General features: G+C 66.8%; 13 protein-coding genes. 1 reads left to right on the plus strand and 12 read right to left on the minus strand.

The window, feature by feature from the left end; all coding sequences use genetic code 11:
- Positions 1 to 36: 36 nt before the first annotated feature.
- The 6 genes from OJF58_RS24465 to proS all read right to left on the minus strand — a co-directional run bounded on the left by OJF58_RS24465 (position 37) and on the right by proS (position 9,283).
- Positions 37 to 1,074, minus strand: coding sequence for a DUF72 domain-containing protein (locus OJF58_RS24465; protein WP_300780481.1), 1,038 nt, complete (start codon positions 1,072 to 1,074; stop codon positions 37 to 39).
- Positions 1,071 to 4,517: a DNA polymerase III subunit alpha gene (gene dnaE / locus OJF58_RS24470; RefSeq protein ID WP_300780482.1), complete on the minus strand. Its 3,447-nt coding sequence runs from the start codon at positions 4,515 to 4,517 to the stop codon at positions 1,071 to 1,073. The genes OJF58_RS24465 and dnaE overlap by 4 nt, the downstream gene beginning before the upstream one ends.
- Positions 4,518 to 4,560: 43 nt before the next feature.
- Positions 4,561 to 5,241 (minus strand): ABC transporter ATP-binding protein, encoded by a 681-nt coding sequence (locus OJF58_RS24475; protein ID WP_300780483.1) that lies wholly within the window; start codon positions 5,239 to 5,241, stop codon positions 4,561 to 4,563.
- A complete protein-coding gene (locus OJF58_RS24480; protein ID WP_300780484.1) occupies positions 5,234 to 6,496 on the minus strand; it encodes an ABC transporter permease in 1,263 nt (420 codons plus the stop codon). The genes OJF58_RS24475 and OJF58_RS24480 overlap by 8 nt, the downstream gene beginning before the upstream one ends.
- Positions 6,489 to 7,805 carry an FtsX-like permease family protein gene (locus OJF58_RS24485; protein WP_300780485.1) on the minus strand — a complete coding sequence of 439 codons (1,317 nt, stop codon included), beginning with the start codon at positions 7,803 to 7,805 and terminating at the stop codon, positions 6,489 to 6,491. The genes OJF58_RS24480 and OJF58_RS24485 overlap by 8 nt, the downstream gene beginning before the upstream one ends.
- Before the next feature lie 152 nt (positions 7,806 to 7,957).
- Positions 7,958 to 9,283, minus strand: a complete 1,326-nt coding sequence (gene proS / locus OJF58_RS24490) for a proline--tRNA ligase (protein WP_300780486.1) — start codon at positions 9,281 to 9,283, stop codon at positions 7,958 to 7,960.
- A gap of 144 nt (positions 9,284 to 9,427) precedes the next feature.
- Between proS and OJF58_RS24495 the strand changes: the two genes are divergently transcribed.
- A complete protein-coding gene (locus OJF58_RS24495) occupies positions 9,428 to 10,720 on the plus strand; it encodes an NCS2 family permease (protein ID WP_300780487.1) in 1,293 nt (430 codons plus the stop codon).
- Between the two features lie 260 nt (positions 10,721 to 10,980).
- Here the strand turns inward: OJF58_RS24495 and OJF58_RS24500 are convergent, their stop codons facing one another.
- The 6 genes from OJF58_RS24500 to nuoN are packed head-to-tail and all read right to left on the minus strand — an operon-like array spanning position 10,981 to position 16,265.
- Positions 10,981 to 11,229, minus strand: coding sequence for a DUF1467 family protein (locus tag OJF58_RS24500; RefSeq protein ID WP_300780488.1), 249 nt, complete (start codon positions 11,227 to 11,229; stop codon positions 10,981 to 10,983).
- Between the two features lie 7 nt (positions 11,230 to 11,236).
- Entirely contained in the window at positions 11,237 to 11,641 is a 405-nt protein-coding gene (mce, locus tag OJF58_RS24505; RefSeq protein ID WP_300780489.1) for a methylmalonyl-CoA epimerase, read from the minus strand.
- Between the two features lie 25 nt (positions 11,642 to 11,666).
- Positions 11,667 to 13,319: a ribonuclease J gene (locus OJF58_RS24510; RefSeq protein WP_300780490.1), complete on the minus strand. Its 1,653-nt coding sequence runs from the start codon at positions 13,317 to 13,319 to the stop codon at positions 11,667 to 11,669.
- Positions 13,316 to 14,080 carry a type III pantothenate kinase gene (locus OJF58_RS24515; protein ID WP_300780491.1) on the minus strand — a complete coding sequence of 255 codons (765 nt, stop codon included), beginning with the start codon at positions 14,078 to 14,080 and terminating at the stop codon, positions 13,316 to 13,318. Before OJF58_RS24515 ends, OJF58_RS24510 begins: the two co-directional genes overlap by 4 nt.
- Before the next feature lie 11 nt (positions 14,081 to 14,091).
- On the minus strand, positions 14,092 to 14,826 hold the full coding sequence (locus OJF58_RS24520; RefSeq protein ID WP_300780492.1) for a biotin--[acetyl-CoA-carboxylase] ligase: 735 nt from the start codon (positions 14,824 to 14,826) through the stop codon (positions 14,092 to 14,094).
- Positions 14,823 to 16,265 carry an NADH-quinone oxidoreductase subunit NuoN gene (gene nuoN / locus OJF58_RS24525; RefSeq protein WP_300780493.1) on the minus strand — a complete coding sequence of 481 codons (1,443 nt, stop codon included), beginning with the start codon at positions 16,263 to 16,265 and terminating at the stop codon, positions 14,823 to 14,825. Before nuoN ends, OJF58_RS24520 begins: the two co-directional genes overlap by 4 nt.
- Positions 16,266 to 16,267: the final 2 nt, after the last annotated feature.

Here is a 16,267-nt window from a genome sequence, read left to right on the forward strand (position 1 = left end):
TACGGTACTCCAATAATATTCGTGAATTACAATATATTACCCGATATTGTTGACATCGTTCCCGGGCTCGAGGCCGACGGCAATCGCCTTGGCCAGTTTCAGAAGCGACAGCGGCGCACTGCCTTCGGCCTTGTTGTTCGCGGTAATCCAGACCCTGCGGCCTGCCTTGAAGGCCCTTCGGGCCATACGCGCGAGAATTCGGCGCGTCTCCGGATCCTCGTCGACAAGCCGGTCGAACGGCTCGTAGCGCTGCCTCGCGCTCTGATAGAGAAAGCCCCGGTGCAGGTTCCAGCGCACCACCAGATCGCCGGGCCCATCGCCGTCGAGCGCCCCGAGCGCCGTCTCCTGACGCTCCACCTCCGGCATCCGGTCGTGCAGGCCCACGCAATAGCGCACGCCGGCATCGCGCAGCATGCGTATCAGCCGCGGCGTCAGAAGCTCGCCGTTGCGCAGTTCCAGGGCGTAGATCGGCCGCTCGCCGCCGAGCTCCTTCGGGAGGGCGGCGAAGAAAGCCGCCAGTCGCTCGATCAGCGCCGGCCCTTCCTCGACCAGGCTTCGCGGCAGCGGCGACACCTGGAATACCAGCGGTCCCGCCTTCGCCTCCAGTCCTTCAATGCAGGGCACGACGAACTCGCGAGCGGCGATCGCCGGGTCGAGGAAGTGTGGGTTGGGCACCCTGCCCCGCCCCTCCTCGTCACGCACCACGGCATCGCAGACGAGCGCCGGTGCCTTGATCACGAAGCTGAAGTCGTCCGGCACCTGGGTGGCATAGCGGGTGTACTCGATGGTCGTGATCGGCGCGTAGAAGGTTCGATCGAGACTGACGGTACGCAGAAGCGGAATCCGGGCATAGGCCGCCAGGCCCTGCTTGCTGAGCGCCGTCTGGGGATGGAGACCTTCGTAGACCAGTCCGCGCCAGCCGGGGAAGAACCACGACGAGGTGCCGAGCCGAATGCCCGGCGGCAGGGTCGGCGCCTGCAGAAGCGGCGACTCCCGGGACGGCTGCACCTCGGCCGCAGCCGATTTCGACCGCTTCGGCGTGGATTGCTCGAACAGGCCGGGCTGGCGGCTCAAATCTCCTCCACCTGCGCGACCCCCGGCAGGCTGCCGATGGCGTCACGCAGGCCGCCCGCGACCGAGTAGCTGCCGGGCAGGACCACCTCGGCCTCGGCCTCCTCCGTCACCGGCACCACGAGCGTCACCCGGCCGCGGCCGCGCTTCCCGTCGAGATGCTTGCGCAGGGCGTCGAGCGCCGCCGGATCGGAGATCACGATGCGCAGGCCGGCCGCGGCATGGGCCACCGCCTCCTCGAGCTTCTCCACCGATTGGGCCATCAGCTTGACCTGCTCGCCGTCCAACCGGCCGTCAGCCGACACCAGGATCGCCTGGCCGGCCTCGAGGAGCTGGCGCTTGCTGCTCAGCACCTCGCTGAAGCAGGTGAGCTCGAACGCCCCCGACTGGTCCGAGCATTGCACGAAGGCGAAGCGGTTGCCCTTGGCCGACACGCGTTCCATGCGATCGATCACCGTGCCGGCGAGCCTGATGCGCCCGGGCACGCCGCGCGCCAGCAAGGCCGGCAAATCGGCCGCCCGCACCACGCCCAGTCGCTGCAGGCTGCGCTCGTAGGCCGCCAGCGGATGCGAAGAAAGGTAGAAGCCGATCGCCGAGAACTCGTGCTGCAGACGCTCCATGGGAGCCCAGTCCGGGACCTTCGGCAGCGGCGGGCGACGCTGCGCCGTGTCGTCACCGAACAGGTTGTTCTGGCTGCTGCCGCGGGCCTCGTGGGTAGCCTGCGAATGGCGCAGCAGCGCCTCGATGGCGCCGAAGGTCTGAGCCCGGTTCCTGTTCAGCGTGTCGAAGGCGCCTGCCTTCACCAGACTTTCGACCAGGCGCTTGTTCAGCACCCGCTGGTCCAGCCGCTCGGCGACGTCGAACAGGTCCTTGAACGGTCCGCTGGCCTCGCGCTCGGCGACCAGCCGAGCCATGGCGTCGCGGCCGACACCCTTGATTGCCGCCAGGGCATAGCGGATCGCCTTCCTGCCGTCGGCCGTCGCCTCGACCGTGAACTCGGCCGAGGAGCGGGTGACGTCCGGCGGCAGCAGCTCGATGCCGAGCTTGTCGAGGTCGCGGCGGTAGCCGTTCAGCTTCTCGACGTTGCCCATGTCGAGCGTCATCGTCGCGGCGAAGAATTCCACCGGATGATTGGCCTTGAGATAGGCGGTCTGGTAGCACACCAGCGCGTAGGCTGCGGCATGGCTCTTGTTGAAGCCGTAGCCGGCGAACTTGTCGACCTGGTCGAAGATCGAGGAGGCCTTGTCCTTCTTGACGCCGTTCTTCTCCGCGCCCTCGATGAAGGTGGCGCGCTGGGCGTCCATCTCCGACTTGATCTTCTTGCCCATGGCACGGCGCAGAAGATCGGCGCCGCCCAGCGTGTAGCCGCTCAGCACCTGGGCGATCTGCATCACCTGCTCCTGGTAGATCATGATGCCGTAGGTCTCCTTCAGGATTCCTTCCAGCAGCGGGTGCAGGTAGTCGGGCGTCTCCTCGCCGTGCTTGCGCTTGATGTAGCTCGGGATGTTCTCCATCGGCCCTGGGCGATAGAGCGCGACGACGGCGATGATGTCCTCGAAGCGGTCCGGCTTCAGCTTGCGCAGGACATCGCGCATCCCGTTGCCTTCGAGCTGGAACACCCCCGATCCGTCGCCGCGGGCCAGTAGCTCGAAGGTCTTGCGGTCGTCGAGCGGCAGCTTGGCGATGTCGATCCTGTCGCGGCCGATCAGGTCGCAGGCCTTCTCGATGACGGTGAGCGTCTTGAGGCCGAGGAAATCGAACTTCACCAGGCCTGCCGTCTCGACCCACTTCATATTGAACTGGGTGGCAGGCAGGGACTCCTTGTTGTCGGTGTCGCGGTAGAGGGGCACCAGCTCGTCGAGCGGCCGGTCGCCGATCACCACGCCGGCCGCGTGCGTCGAGGCATTGCGGTAGAGACCTTCGAGCTGCAGCGCGAGGTCGATCAGGCGCCTGATCTCCTCGTCGGCCTCGTATTGGTCCTTGAGGAGCTGCTCGGTCTCCAGCGCCTTGGCGAGCGTGACCGGATTGGCCGGATTGTTCGGCACCAGCTTGCAGATGCGGTCGACCTGGCCGTAGGGCATGCCGAGCACCCGTCCGACGTCGCGCAGCACCGCACGCGCCTGCAGCTTGCCAAAGGTGATGATGGCGGCGACGCGATCGTGGCCGTACTCGTCCCGCACGTAACGGATGACGCGGTCGCGCTTGTCCTGGCAGAAATCGATGTCGAAGTCCGGCATCGACACGCGCTCGGGATTGAGAAAACGTTCGAACAGCAGGCCCCAGCGCAGCGGGTCGAGGTCGGTGATCTTGAGCGACCACGCGACCAGGGAGCCCGCACCGGAGCCGCGGCCTGGCCCGACCGGCACGTCGTGGTCCTTGGCCCACTGGATGAAATCGGCCACGATCAGGAAGTAGCCGGCGAAGCCCATCTTCTCGATCATGTCGAGTTCGTAGGCGAGCCGCTCCCCGTACTTCTCGAAGTCGATGTGCGGCGCAAGCCGCCCCAGCCGCCTGAGCTCGTCGAGCCCCGAGCGCGCCAGCGCCCGCAACGCTTCGCCTTCCGAGCGTCCCTGGAGCTTGGTGTAGCTCGGCAGGATCGGCTTGCGCGGCGCCGGCATATAGGCGCAGCGCCGGGCCACGACGAGGGTGTTGTCGCACGCTTCCGGCAGGTCGGCGAACAGCCTGCGCATCTCTTCCGCCGACTTGAAGTAGTGCTCGGGCGTAAGCCGGCGGCGGTTGGGATCGTCGATATGCGCTCCCTGCTCGATGCAGAGCAGTACGTCGTGCGCCTCGTGCATCGCCGCCTTGGGGAAATGCACATCGTTGGTGGCGACGAGCGGCAGCCCCTTGTCGTAGGCGAGGTCGATGAGCGGGTCCTCGATGCGCCGTTCGGCCTCCTCGCCATGCCGCTGCAGCTCGATATAGAGCCGCGCCTCGAACATCTTCTGCAGGCGCTCGAGCTGATGCGCCGCCGCCGGCGCCTGTCCCGCCGCCAGCAGGCGGCCCAGCGCGCTCCCGATGCTGCCGGTCAGGGCGATCAAGCCGTCGGTGTGGCCTTCCAGCTCTTCCAGCGGCAGGGCCGACAGCGAGCCGGTCTTGAAGTCGAGATGAGCGCGGCTCACCAGCCGCATCAGGTTGACGTAGCCCGCTTCGCTCTGGACCAGCAGCGTCAGCCAATCGACGGACGGCAGCTTTGCGGCCGCGGCGATGCCGCCCTCCTCGGCCCGGCGGATCGCGAGGTCGCAGCCGATGATCGGCTGGACGCCGTTGCTGGCGGCGTACTGCGAGAACTCCAGGGCGCCGAACAGGTTGTTGCGGTCGGTGACGGCGACCGCGGGCATCGCGTTCTCCTTTGCGAGCGCGACGATCTTGTCGACCTTGTTGGCGCCCTCGGTGAGCGAATAGGCGGATCGGACCTTGAGATGGACGAAATCGGCGATGGGCACGGTCCACTATTGCGCCTGAACCTTGTGGAAAGCGAGGCGCACTTCAGGTCAGCACGCCGTCCTTCAGATGCACCGTGCGGTCCATGCGGGCGGCCAGTTCGGGATTGTGGGTGGCTATCAGCGCCCCCATGCCCGTCTCCCGCACCAGCGTCAGCAACTGCCGGAAGACCGTGTCCGAGGTCCCCGAGTCGAGATTGCCGGTAGGCTCGTCGGCCAGCAGCACGCGCGGCGCATTGGCGACGGCCCGGGCGATGGCGACGCGCTGCTGCTCGCCCCCGGAAAGGCGGCCCGGCCGGTGGTCGGCGCGGTCATTGAGCTGCACCATGGCCAGGAGCTCGGCCGCCCGCAGCCGCGCCTGGCTGCGCGGCAGGCCGTTCAGCATCTGCGGCAACATCACGTTCTCGAGGGCCGAGAACTCCGGCAGCAGATGGTGATACTGGTAGACGAAGCCGAGGAACTTGCGGCGCAGCGCGGTGCGCGGGCCGTCGGCGAAACCCTGCACCGACCGGCCGTCGATGATCACATCCCCCGCGTCGGGCCGCTCCAGCAGGCCCGCGATATGCAGCAGGGTCGACTTGCCGCTGCCCGACTGGCCGACAAGCGCCACGATCTCGCCGGCGTGCAGGTCGAGCGTGACACCGCGCAGGACCTCGAGACGGCGATCGCCCTGGATGAACGTACGCACGATTCCGTGCAGGGAAAGCAGGCCGGCGCCTTCACTCATGACGGAGCCCTTCAACCGGTTCGATTTGGGTGCTGCGCCACGCGGGATAGGCGGCCGCCGCGAGCGACAGCAGGATCGCCACCAGAACAATAGACAGAACTTCCAGCGGCTGCACGCGCACCGGCATGGAGGTGATGAAATCGACCTCCGCACCGCCCGAGCCGGCGGCCCCTGTCAACGCGGTCAGCAGCCGCCCGATCGCGGGCATGTTGGCGCAGACCAGCAGGCCGAGCGCGGTGCCGGCCACCGTTCCGATCACGCCGACTCCGGCCGCCGCCATGAAAAAGGCACGGACGATGGTGCCGGTGCCCGCCCCCATGGTGCGCAAAATGGAGATGCTGCCGCGCTTCACCCGCACCAGCATAGTGAAGCTCGCCACCACGTTCATGGCCGCCACCAGGACGATCAGGCTGAGGATGATGAACATCATCACGCGCTCGACCTGGAGCGCGCCGACGAAACGCGCATTGAGGCTTTGCCAGTCGGCGACCTTGAGGTCGTCGCGGTGAAGCGATGCGCGGATGGCGGCCGCCACCTCCGGTGCCCTGGCCCGGTCGGGCAGCTCGAGGTCGATCGAGCTCACGGTGTGCGGGCCGTACTCCAGGTCCTGTTGCAGCATCGACAAGGGCAGGAACACGAAGCTCGAATCGAACTCGTAGCGCTTGCTGAGGAAGCTCGCCAGCACCTCGTAGTCGGTGTAGCGCGGCGCGATCGTGCCGGTCTCGTTAAGCCGCTGCGTCACGATCGTGATCTTGTCGCCGATCCGCAGGTTGAGCGCCTGCCGCAGCCTGTCGCCGATCACCACGCCCGGCCGCGTGCCGAAGCCGTCGACCGCGCCGTGCACGATGTTCCTGGTGACGATGTCGCGCGACAGCAGGTCCTCGGTGCGCACGCCGCGCAGGACGGCGCCGCGCGTCTGGCCGTTCGCGCTGACCAGGGCCTGGCGCTCGAGCGTGAGGCGAACCGCCTCGACGCCCGGTGCCTGCCCGAGCGCGGCGACGAGATCCGCCGTCGCCTCCAGCATGCCGCTACGGGCGGTGACGACGACGTCGCCGTTCATGCCGATCAGGCGGCCGATCAGCTCCTGGCGAAAGCCGCCCATGACCGACAGCACCACGATCAAGGTGGCCACGCCGAGAGCCACGCCGATCAACGAGAAGATCGCGATCACCGAAACGAAGCCCTCGCGCTGCCGGGTCGCGAGGTAGCGCCAGGCGAGCCAGCGCTCGACCGCCGCCTGCGCCCGGTCACTCACGACGCAGGCCCTCCACCGGATCGAGCCGTGCGGCGCGCGCCGCCGGATAGAGGGAAGCCACCAGGGCGAAGAAGACCGCCATGAGGGCAATTCCAAGGACTTCCTGCCATTCGATGTGCGACGGCATCTCGGCCAGCAGGTAGAGCGTCTCGTCGAACAGCACCAGGCCGAAAGTGTGCTGCAGCCATTGCCGGATCGCCTCGATGTTGTCGGCGAAGGCGAGCCCGAGGACGACGCCGATCAGCGCGCCGAGGCCGCCGATCGTCAGCCCATCGAGCAGGAAGAGCCTCATGATCGCGCCGCGCGTCGCGCCCATGGTGCGCAGGATGGCAATGTCGGCGGTCTTGGTCCGCACCAGCATGACCAGGCTCGAGACGATGTTGAAGGCGGCCACCAGCACGATCATGGTGAGCACCAGGAACATCACGTTGGTTTGCGCCGCAATCGCCGAGAAGAAGCCGGTGTTGGCCTGCAGCCAGTCGAACACCCAGCCCTGCAGGCCCACCGCCTGCGTCACCTCGCGGCGCACCTTCGCGAGCGGGGCCGTCTCGTCGACGAAGATCTCGATCGTCGTCACCTTGTTGCCAAGATCGAGCAGACGCTGCACGTCGACCAGCGGCGCGTAGACGAAATTGGCGTCGTAGTCGTACATGCCGGCGCAGAAGATCGCGCTGACCCGCGCACTGCCCGAGCGCGGCATGACGCCGAGCGGCGTCGCGACGGAGACGGGCGAAACGAGCTGCAGGCGATCACCCACCTTCAGTCCCATCAGGTCGGCGAGACGCCGGCCGATCACCACTGTGAACTGGTCGCCGAAGCCCTTGAGCGAGCCCCAGTCGCTCGGCTCGTCGCCGCTGTCGCCGCGACAAAGGTTGCGGTAGCGGTCGCGCACCGCCGGCGGACCGTCGATGGCCGCCGAGAGCGGCAGCCGCGCCCTGAAGTCGTCGGGCCGCATGCCGCGCAGGATGACGCCGCGCACCTTGTCTCCCGCGACCGCGATCACCTGTCCTTCCGCCGATGGTGTTGCCGAGACGACGCCCGGGATCGCCCGGAGGCGTGCCAGCAGATCCGGCGTCGCCTCGAGCCCACCGCGATTGCCCTGCACTCCGAGCTGTCCACTGATGGCGGACATCTGGCGCAGCATCTCGATGCGAAAGCCGTTCATCACCGCCATCACGACGATCAGCGTGCCGACCCCGAGCGCGATCCCGGCGAGCGAGAAGCCCGCGATCACCGAGATGAACCCCTCCTCGCGCTGGGCGCGCAGATAGCGGAACGCGATCAAGCGCTCCACGGCGGCGAACGCCATGATCAGGCGTATCCCGGGCGAGGCAGATCAGTGTCGTCTCGAGCCAGGCGCGGGATCCTTGATCGGCGCCAGCCAAAGATCCCTCGCTGCGCTCGGGACGACACGATTCCTGTCGCGCTCAGCACCGAGGCCTTGATCGGAGCCTCCGTCACCTAGCCGAGACGAGCCGACAGGGTGGCCACGACCTCGTTGACCGGCAGCTCCTCGCGATTGCCCGTCTTGCGGTTCTTCAGCTCGGCCTTGCCCGCCGCCAGCCCCTTCGGGCCCACGATCACCTGCCAGGGCGTGCCGATCAGGTCCATGTCGGCGAACTTGGCGCCCGGCCGCAGGTCGCGATCGTCGTGCAGCACGGTGATGCCGCCGGCCCTCAGAGCCTCGTAGAGCTTGTCGCAGGCACCCGCGACCGCGGCGTCGTCGGGCTTCAGGTCGACGACCGCCACCTTGAACGGCGCCACCGATTCCGGCCAGACAATGCCGGCCTCGTCGTGGCTCGCCTCGATGATGCCGCCCACCAGGCGCGAGACGCCGATGCCGTAGGATCCCATCTCCACCGTGATCTGCTCGCCGTTCGGCCCGGTCACCACCGCGTTCATCGGCTTGGAATACTTGGTCCCGAAGTAGAAAATATGGCCGACCTCGATGCCGCGCGCGGCCAGGCGGTCGCCCTCCGGGATCTTCTCGAAAGCCGCCTTGTCGTGCATCTCGTCGGTGGCGGCGTAGAGCGACGTCCACTCGTTCACGATCGGCTGCAGGTCCGATTCGTAATCGATCTTCCGGCTGAGGATATTCTTGTCGACCAAGCCCTTGTGGCAGAACACCGCGCTCTCCCCGGTGTCCGCCAGCACGATGAACTCATGGCTGAGATCGCCGCCGATCGGGCCCGTGTCGGCCCGCATGGGGATCGCCTTCAGGCCCATGCGTGCGAAGGTGCGCAGATAGGCCACGAACATCTTGTTGTAGGAGCGGACCGCACCGGCCTTGTCGAGGTCGAACGAGTAGTTGTCCTTCATCAGGAACTCGCGCCCGCGCATGACCCCGAAGCGCGGCCGCACCTCGTCCCGGAACTTCCACTGGATGTGATAGAGGTTCTTCGGCAGATCGCGATAGCTCTTCGCGCCGTCGCGGAAGAGCACGGTGATCATCTCCTCGTTGGTCGGCCCGAACAGCATCTCGCGATCGTGACGGTCCTTGATGCGCAGCATCTCGGGACCGTAGGCATCGTATCGTCCGCTTTCACGCCACAGGTCCGCGGACTGGATGGTCGGCATCAGCACTTCCTGCGCGCCCGACGCATCCTGCTCCTCGCGGACGATACGCTCGATGTTCTTCAGCACCCGGAAGCCGAGAGGCAGCCAGGCGTAGATGCCGGCGCTGGTCTGACGGATCAGCCCGGCCCGCAGCATCAGACGGTGCGAAACGATCTGCGCTTCCGCCGGGGTCTCCTTCAGGGTCGGCAGGAAATACTGGCTCATGCGCATGCTGGATCGGTCCTCGCTCAGGCTGCCGGGGATGGCGGCGGACTGTAGGGAACGGGCCTTCCAAAGGCAAACGTCCCGCCCCTGCGACTGGTTTTGCACAGGCCAATGCCCGCACACTGCCCTCGTTCTCGGGGGAGATGCACAATGCTCGAACGGCTCTTCAGGCTGCACGAAAACAACACGAACGTGCGGACGGAGATCGTGGCCGGGATCACGACCTTCCTGACCATGGCCTATATCATCTTCGTCAACCCGCAGATCCTGGGGCTCGCGAAGATGCCGGTAGACGCGGTGTTCGTCTCGACCTGCGTCGCCGCCGCCATCGGCTGCTTCCTGATGGCCTTCGTCGCCAACTACCCGATCGCGCTGGCCCCGGGCATGGGGTTGAACGCCTACTTCGCCTTCGGCGTGGTCGGCGGCATGGGCTACAGCTGGCAGGTCGCTCTGGGATGCGTCTTCCTCTCCGGCGTGATCTTCTTCCTGATCAGCGTGCTGCCGATCCGGGAATGGATCGTCAACGCCATCCCGAAGTCGCTGAAGATGGCGATTGCCGCCGGCATCGGCCTGTTCCTGGCCCTGATCGCGCTGAAGAATGCCGGCATCGTCGTCGGCAACCAGGCCACGCTCGTCACCCACGGCCAGCTCGCGAGCTGGCCGGTGCTGATGGCGGCGCTGGGCTTCGCCCTGATCGTGGCCCTGGAGCATCGCCGTGTGCTGGGCGGCGTCATCATCGGCATCCTGGCTGTGACGGCCATCTCCGTCATCGCCGGCTACCAGAAATTTGGCGGCATCTTCGACACGCCGCCCTCCATCGCGCCGGTGCTGCTTCAAATGGACCTGGGCGGCGCCTTGAAGGTCGGGCTGGTGACGGTGGTCTTCGCCTTCCTGTTCGTCGATCTGTTCGACAACACCGGGACACTGATCGCCCTCGCCCATCGCGGCGGATTCATGCGGCCCGACGGCACCGTGCCACGCCTCAAGCGCGCGCTGATGTCCGACAGCGCCGCGGCCATGATCGGCGCCGCGATCGGCACGTCGACCACGACCAGCTATATCGAGAGCGCCTCGGGCATCAACGAGGGCGGCCGCACGGGCCTCACTGCCGTGACTGTCGGCGTGCTCTTCCTGCTGGCGCTCTTCATGGCGCCCCTCGCGGGTTCCATTCCGGCCTATGCGACGGCGCCCGCCCTCCTCTATGTCGCCTGCCTCATGGCGCGCGGCTTGACGGAGATCGAATGGAACGACATCACCGAGGCGGCCCCGGCGGTGATCACGGCGATCGCCATGCCTTTCACCTTCTCCATCGCCGAAGGCATCGCCTTCGGCTTCATCTCCTACGCCGGCATCAAGCTCGTCGCCGGAAAATTCCGCGACATCCATCCCGCCGTCGGCATTCTCGCGGTCCTGTTCGTGATCAAGTATCTGGTCATCGGATAGTCAAACGGCGGAGGCGGACATTTGCTTGTTTTGGTCTCGGCCAATCTCATAACAATCATTCCGTCAAGCCCCCGCCATCGAAAGAAAAGGTCTTGGCAAAGCAAAGTTGACGGGCTACAGAGGCGGAGGCTTGGGCACCGTCCGAGTTTAGGGAGGAGAGCGGCTTAAGCCGCCAGACTACGAGTTTCGGGGTTGAAGAAGCGGCGGGTGAAAGCCCGCCGTTTTCTTTTCAAAGAGTTAGCCGGCTTTCCTGAAACCGCTCAATATTTGTCGGCCCATTGGCGGAAATTGAAAATGTCTGCCTGGTGCAGGAAGTAGAATCCGATCCACACCACGGCCGCGACCAGCGACGTTATGACCACCTTGCGCAGGATCTGGGGATTCTCGGGCGCACCGCGATCCTGCCCCGGCCCCGGATTCTCGACCCGGCGGACGCCGAGCGGCAGGACCGCGAACAGCATGATCCACCAGACCACGAGGTAGACCATGATGCCGGTCGCCCAATCCATGGCCGCCTCAGACCTGTTCGAGCTCGATCAGCGTACCGGTGAAGTCCTTCGGATGCAGGAACAGCACCGGCTTGTCGTGCGCGCCGATCTTGGGCTCGCCGTCGCCCAGCACGCGCGCGCCTCCCGCCTTGAGCTTGTCGCGGGCCGCGTAGATGTCCTCCACCTCGTAGCAGACGTGGTGAATGCCGCCGTCTGCATTGCGCGCCAGGAAGTTCGCAATCGGCGACTTCTCGCCCAGCGGGTGCAGCAGCTCGATCTTCGTGTTGGGCAGCTCGACGAACACCACGGTGACGCCGTGCGCCGGCTGGGCCTTGGGCGCGCTCACTTTTGCCCCCATCACGGTGCGATAAAGCTCCGCCGCCTTGCCCAGGTCGGGCACGGCAATGGCGATATGATTGAGGCGTCCGATCATTCTCGGGTCTCCGTCGTCTCGAAGTTTAGATGCGGACGATGTGCACGTCCGTCAATGGCTTCTTGCCGAGATGCGCGCGCACGACGCGCCGCACCGACTGACGTGCCGCCTCCTCGATCCGGTCGTCGTCGCGGCGCTCGGCCGCATTCAAATCGGCCAACATCTCCTCGAGCGCCGTCACGGCCGCCTGGATGAGCTCGCCCTCGGTGTCGGCGATCCCGCGCAGCGAGACTTTGGGCGATGCGACCGGCCGGCCTTGCGAGTCGATGACCAGCGTGGCCGACGCCGACCCGTTCCAGAGGAGCTTGCGCCGCTCGCGCAGGGCCTCCCCTTCCACCGGAGCCACCACATCGCCGTCGCGCGCCAACCGGCCGGCATGGACATGATCGACGATCGTCGCCGGGCCGGGCGCCAGGCGCACCAGCGTGCCGTTCGGCGCCAGCACCGTCTCTGGCACCTGGCAGGCCTTCGCGAGGCTGGCGTGCTCCACCATATGGCGGATCTCGCCATGCACCGGCACGGCGATCCTGGGCCGCACCCACTGGTAGACCCGGACCAGCTCGTCGCGCGCGGGATGGCCCGAGACATGGATGTCGACATCCTTGTCGGTGACCACCTCGACACCGCGCGCCAGCAGCTCGTTCTGCAGGCGTCCGACCGCGCGCTCGTTGCCGGGAATGACGCGCGAGGAGAAGACGGCGGTGTCGCCCGCCTCCAGCACGATATCGCGGTGCTCGCCGTTGGCGATCTTGGCCATCGAGGCGCGCGACTCGCCCTGGCTGCCGGTGCAGATGTAGAGGACCTTGTCGCGCGGCAGACAGCCCGCGTCGCGCTCGGGCACGCATTCGGGGAAATCGAGCAGGTAGCCGCACTCCTGCGCCGCCTCGACCATGCGCTGCACCGCCCTGCCGGCCAGCACCGGATGGCGGCCGGCGGCGACCGCCGCCTTGGCGATGCTCTCGACGCGCGCGACGTTCGAGGCAAAGCACGTCACGGCGACGCGGCATTTGCGTGCCTTCACCAGCTTTTCGAGGTTGGCGCGCACCGTCGCCTCCGACCCCGCCTCGCCCTCGACGAAGACATTGGTGCTGTCGCACACCATGGCGAGCGCGCCCTCCTCGCCGATGCGCTTCAGCGTCGCCTCGTCCGTCGTCTCGCCGAGCAGCGGCTCCGGGTCGATCTTCCAGTCGCCGGTGTGGAAGACGGTGCCGAGCCCGGTCCGAATGGCGAGTGCATTCGGCTCGGGAATCGAGTGGGTCATGGTGATCATCTCGAGCTCGAACGGAGCGACCGTGAATTTTGCTCCCAATGCGATCTCGGTGACCGGCACTGCATCCGTCAGGGCGGCCTCCGCCAGCTTGCGGCGCAGCACAGAGGCGGCGAAGGGCGTGGCATAGACCGGCGCCCGGAGGCGCGGCCAGAGATCGGCTACTGCCCCCAGATGGTCCTCGTGCGCGTGCGTCAGGACGATGCCGGCCAAGTCGTCCCGCCGCTCCTCGATGAAGGCGGGATCGGGCATCACGACGTCGATGCCCGGCATCGTGTCGTCGCCGAAGGCGATGCCGAGATCGACCATCAGCCATTTGCCGGCGTGGCCGTAGAGGTTGAGGTTCATGCCGATCTCGCCCGCTCCGCCCAGGGCAAGGAACAGGAGCTCGTCGGCGCCGGGAACGGTCATTTGCGGTTGCGCCGATAGATCTCGATCAGGCCACGCGCGGTGATGTCCGGCACGATCTGCTCGATCACCGTCGTGGCGCCGTCGAACACGGGCGCGAGGCCGCCGGTGGAGATCACACGCATCGGTCGGCCGAACTCGGTCCGGATGCGCTGCACGATCCCCTCGATCAGCCCGACATAGCCCCAGAACACGCCGGAATGCATGCATTCCACGGTGTTGGTGCCGATGACGTTGACCGGTTTCTCGACGACGATCCGCGGCAGCAGGGCGGTCGCGTTCACCAGCGCCTCGATGCTGAGATTGATGCCAGGGGCGATGACGCCGCCGCAGTAGCTTCCCTCCTCGTCGACGACATCGAACGTGGTGGCGGTCCCGAAATCGACCACGATCATCGGCGTCCTCGGAAACAGGATGGCGGCGCCGATCGTATTGCAGATGCGGTCCGCGCCGGCGCCCTGGCCCTTGATCTTGATGCCGTAGGAAATGTTGGGATCGCCCAGGACAAGGGGGGTGCACTCGAAATAGCGCGTGCACAGCCGCCGCAGGTTGAAGGTGGCCTGCGGCACGACGCTGGCGATGACGGCTTCGGTGATCGAGCTCGGCTCGATCCCTTCCATCGCCAGGAGCTGGAACAGCCAGACCGCGTGCTCGTCGGCCGTACGCATCGCCGAGGTGTGCTGGCGCCATTCGCCGACGATCTTGTCGCCGTCGATGACTCCGAATTTGACGTTGGTGTTGTTGGCGTTGATGACGAGCAGCACGACTGTCTCCTTCAGGCCGCCCGGCCCAGCAGTTCACCCGCGACGATCTTGCGCGGACCGGCCGGCGTGTCCAGCAGCAGCGCGCCGTCGTGGTCGATGCCGCCGAAACGGCCGCGCACCAGCTCCGTGCCGAGCCTCACATCGACCTCGAGTCCGATCGGCCCTGCCCTGGCAAGCCAATCGGCGCGGATCGATTCGAAGCCCTCACGGCGCCATTGCCCGAGGCGCACCGCCAGCGCAGTGACGAGCTTCTCCAGCGCCCCCTCGACCGACCCGCCCAGCATCGCTGACGGATAGCGCATCTCGGGCAGTTGCGGCGCGAAGCCGACATTGACGCCGATGCCCATCACCACGTGCTCGGCCTTGCCGTCCTGGCCGATGGCGCTTTCCGGCAGGATGCCGGCCACCTTGCCGCCGTCGACCAGGACATCGTTCGGCCATTTCACCCGCACCGAACGTTCGGGCGGCACGATGTCGGCGGCGGCGAGCGCGGCCACGAAGCCCAGCTCCGCCGCACGCTGCGCCGGGCAGGCCGGCCGCAGAATGGTCGAGCTGTAGAGGTTTCCGACTGGCGACGCCCAGCGGCGCCCGCGCCGGCCGCGCCCGCCGGTCTGCTCGCGCGCCCACACGACGGTGCCTTCCGGTGCGCCATTGTCGGCAAGATGCGCGGCTTCGTCGTTGGTGCTGCCGACGCTCTGTAGCGCGACCAGCGTCCACCCGTCCGGCAGGACGGGCGTCGCGGTCACGGGAACAGGCCCTTGGCGGCCGCCGCCGCGACCGCGCTGAGCGGCTGCGGCGCGAACGAGAAGATCGCAACGAGGAATGCCGCCGCCAGCGCCACGGCGCGGTTGGCGCCGAACGTCATGCGGTCGAGGGCCTCGGCCGGTTCGTCGAAATACATCGCCCTGACGATCCGCAGATAGTAGTAGGACGCCACGACCGAGGCGAGCACGCCCAGCACCGCCGGCCAGAAGAGCTTCGCTTCGATCGCGGCCATGAAGATGTAGAGCTTCGCCCAGAAGCCTGCGAGCGGGGGAATGCCAGCCAGCGAAAACATCAGGATCAGCATGGCAAAGGCCATCATCGGCTGGGTGCGGCCGAGACCGGCGAGGTCGGACACGTTCTCCACCATGATGTCGCGGCGCTTCATCAGCAGGATGACGGCAAAGGCACCCAGCGTCATGACCATGTAGACCGCGAGATAGAACACCATCGACTGGATGCCCTTCTCGGTGCCGCTCGCCACACCCAGGAGGATATAGCCGACGTTGCTGATGGACGAATAGGCCATCAGACGCTTGATGTTGGGCTGGCGCAGCGCGGCGAAGGCCCCCAGCGCCATGGAGAGCACGGACACGACCACGATAATCTGCTGCCACTCCGCGAACAGTGGCTTGAATGGCCCCATCAGCACCGAGACGGTGAGCGAGATCGCCGCGATCTTGGGCGCCACGGCGAAGAAGGCAGTCACCGGCGTGGGCGCACCCTCGTAGACGTCCGGCGTCCACATGTGGAAGGGCACCGCTGCGATCTTGAAGGCAAGCCCCGCCACGACGAAGACGAGCCCGATCACGGCGCCGAGCTCGGCCGCCTTGCCGTCGAGCAGCGCCTCCGAGATCCGCACGAAGGCCGTCCCGCCGCAGAAACCATAGATCAGCGAGGCGCCGAACAGCAGCATGCCCGACGCCACCGAGCCCAGGACGAAGTACTTCACGCCCGCCTCGGTCGAGCGCAACGTGTCGCGCTGGAAGGCGGCGATCACGTACAGCGCCAGCGACTGCAGCTCCAGCCCGACATAGAGCGACATCAGGTCGTTGGCCGAGATCATCAGCATCATGCCGAGCGCCGACAACGCCACAAGTATCGGATACTCGAAGCGCCAGACCCTCACGCGCTCGAAGTAGGTCTGCGACATCGGGATGGAGATCGCCGCGCCCACCAGCATCAGCGCTTTCATCGTTCCCGTCAGCCGGTCGACGACGAAGAGCGAGGCGAAAGCGGTGCCCTCGCGATAGGGCACGAAGATCAGCACCGCGGTCACCAGCAGCGCTACCGTGGTCGCGGCGGCGACGAATGGCGCCGAGCCCTCGCCGCGCAGCACGCCATAGGCCAGCAGCAGCGCCGTCACCGCCGCCAGGAAGATTTCCGGCCGGGCCAGCGTCCAGGATTCGAGACCGATGGGCATGT

The sequence above is a fragment of the Enhydrobacter sp. genome (assembly GCF_030246845.1).
Taxonomy (GTDB): Bacteria; Pseudomonadota; Alphaproteobacteria; order Reyranellales; family Reyranellaceae; genus Reyranella.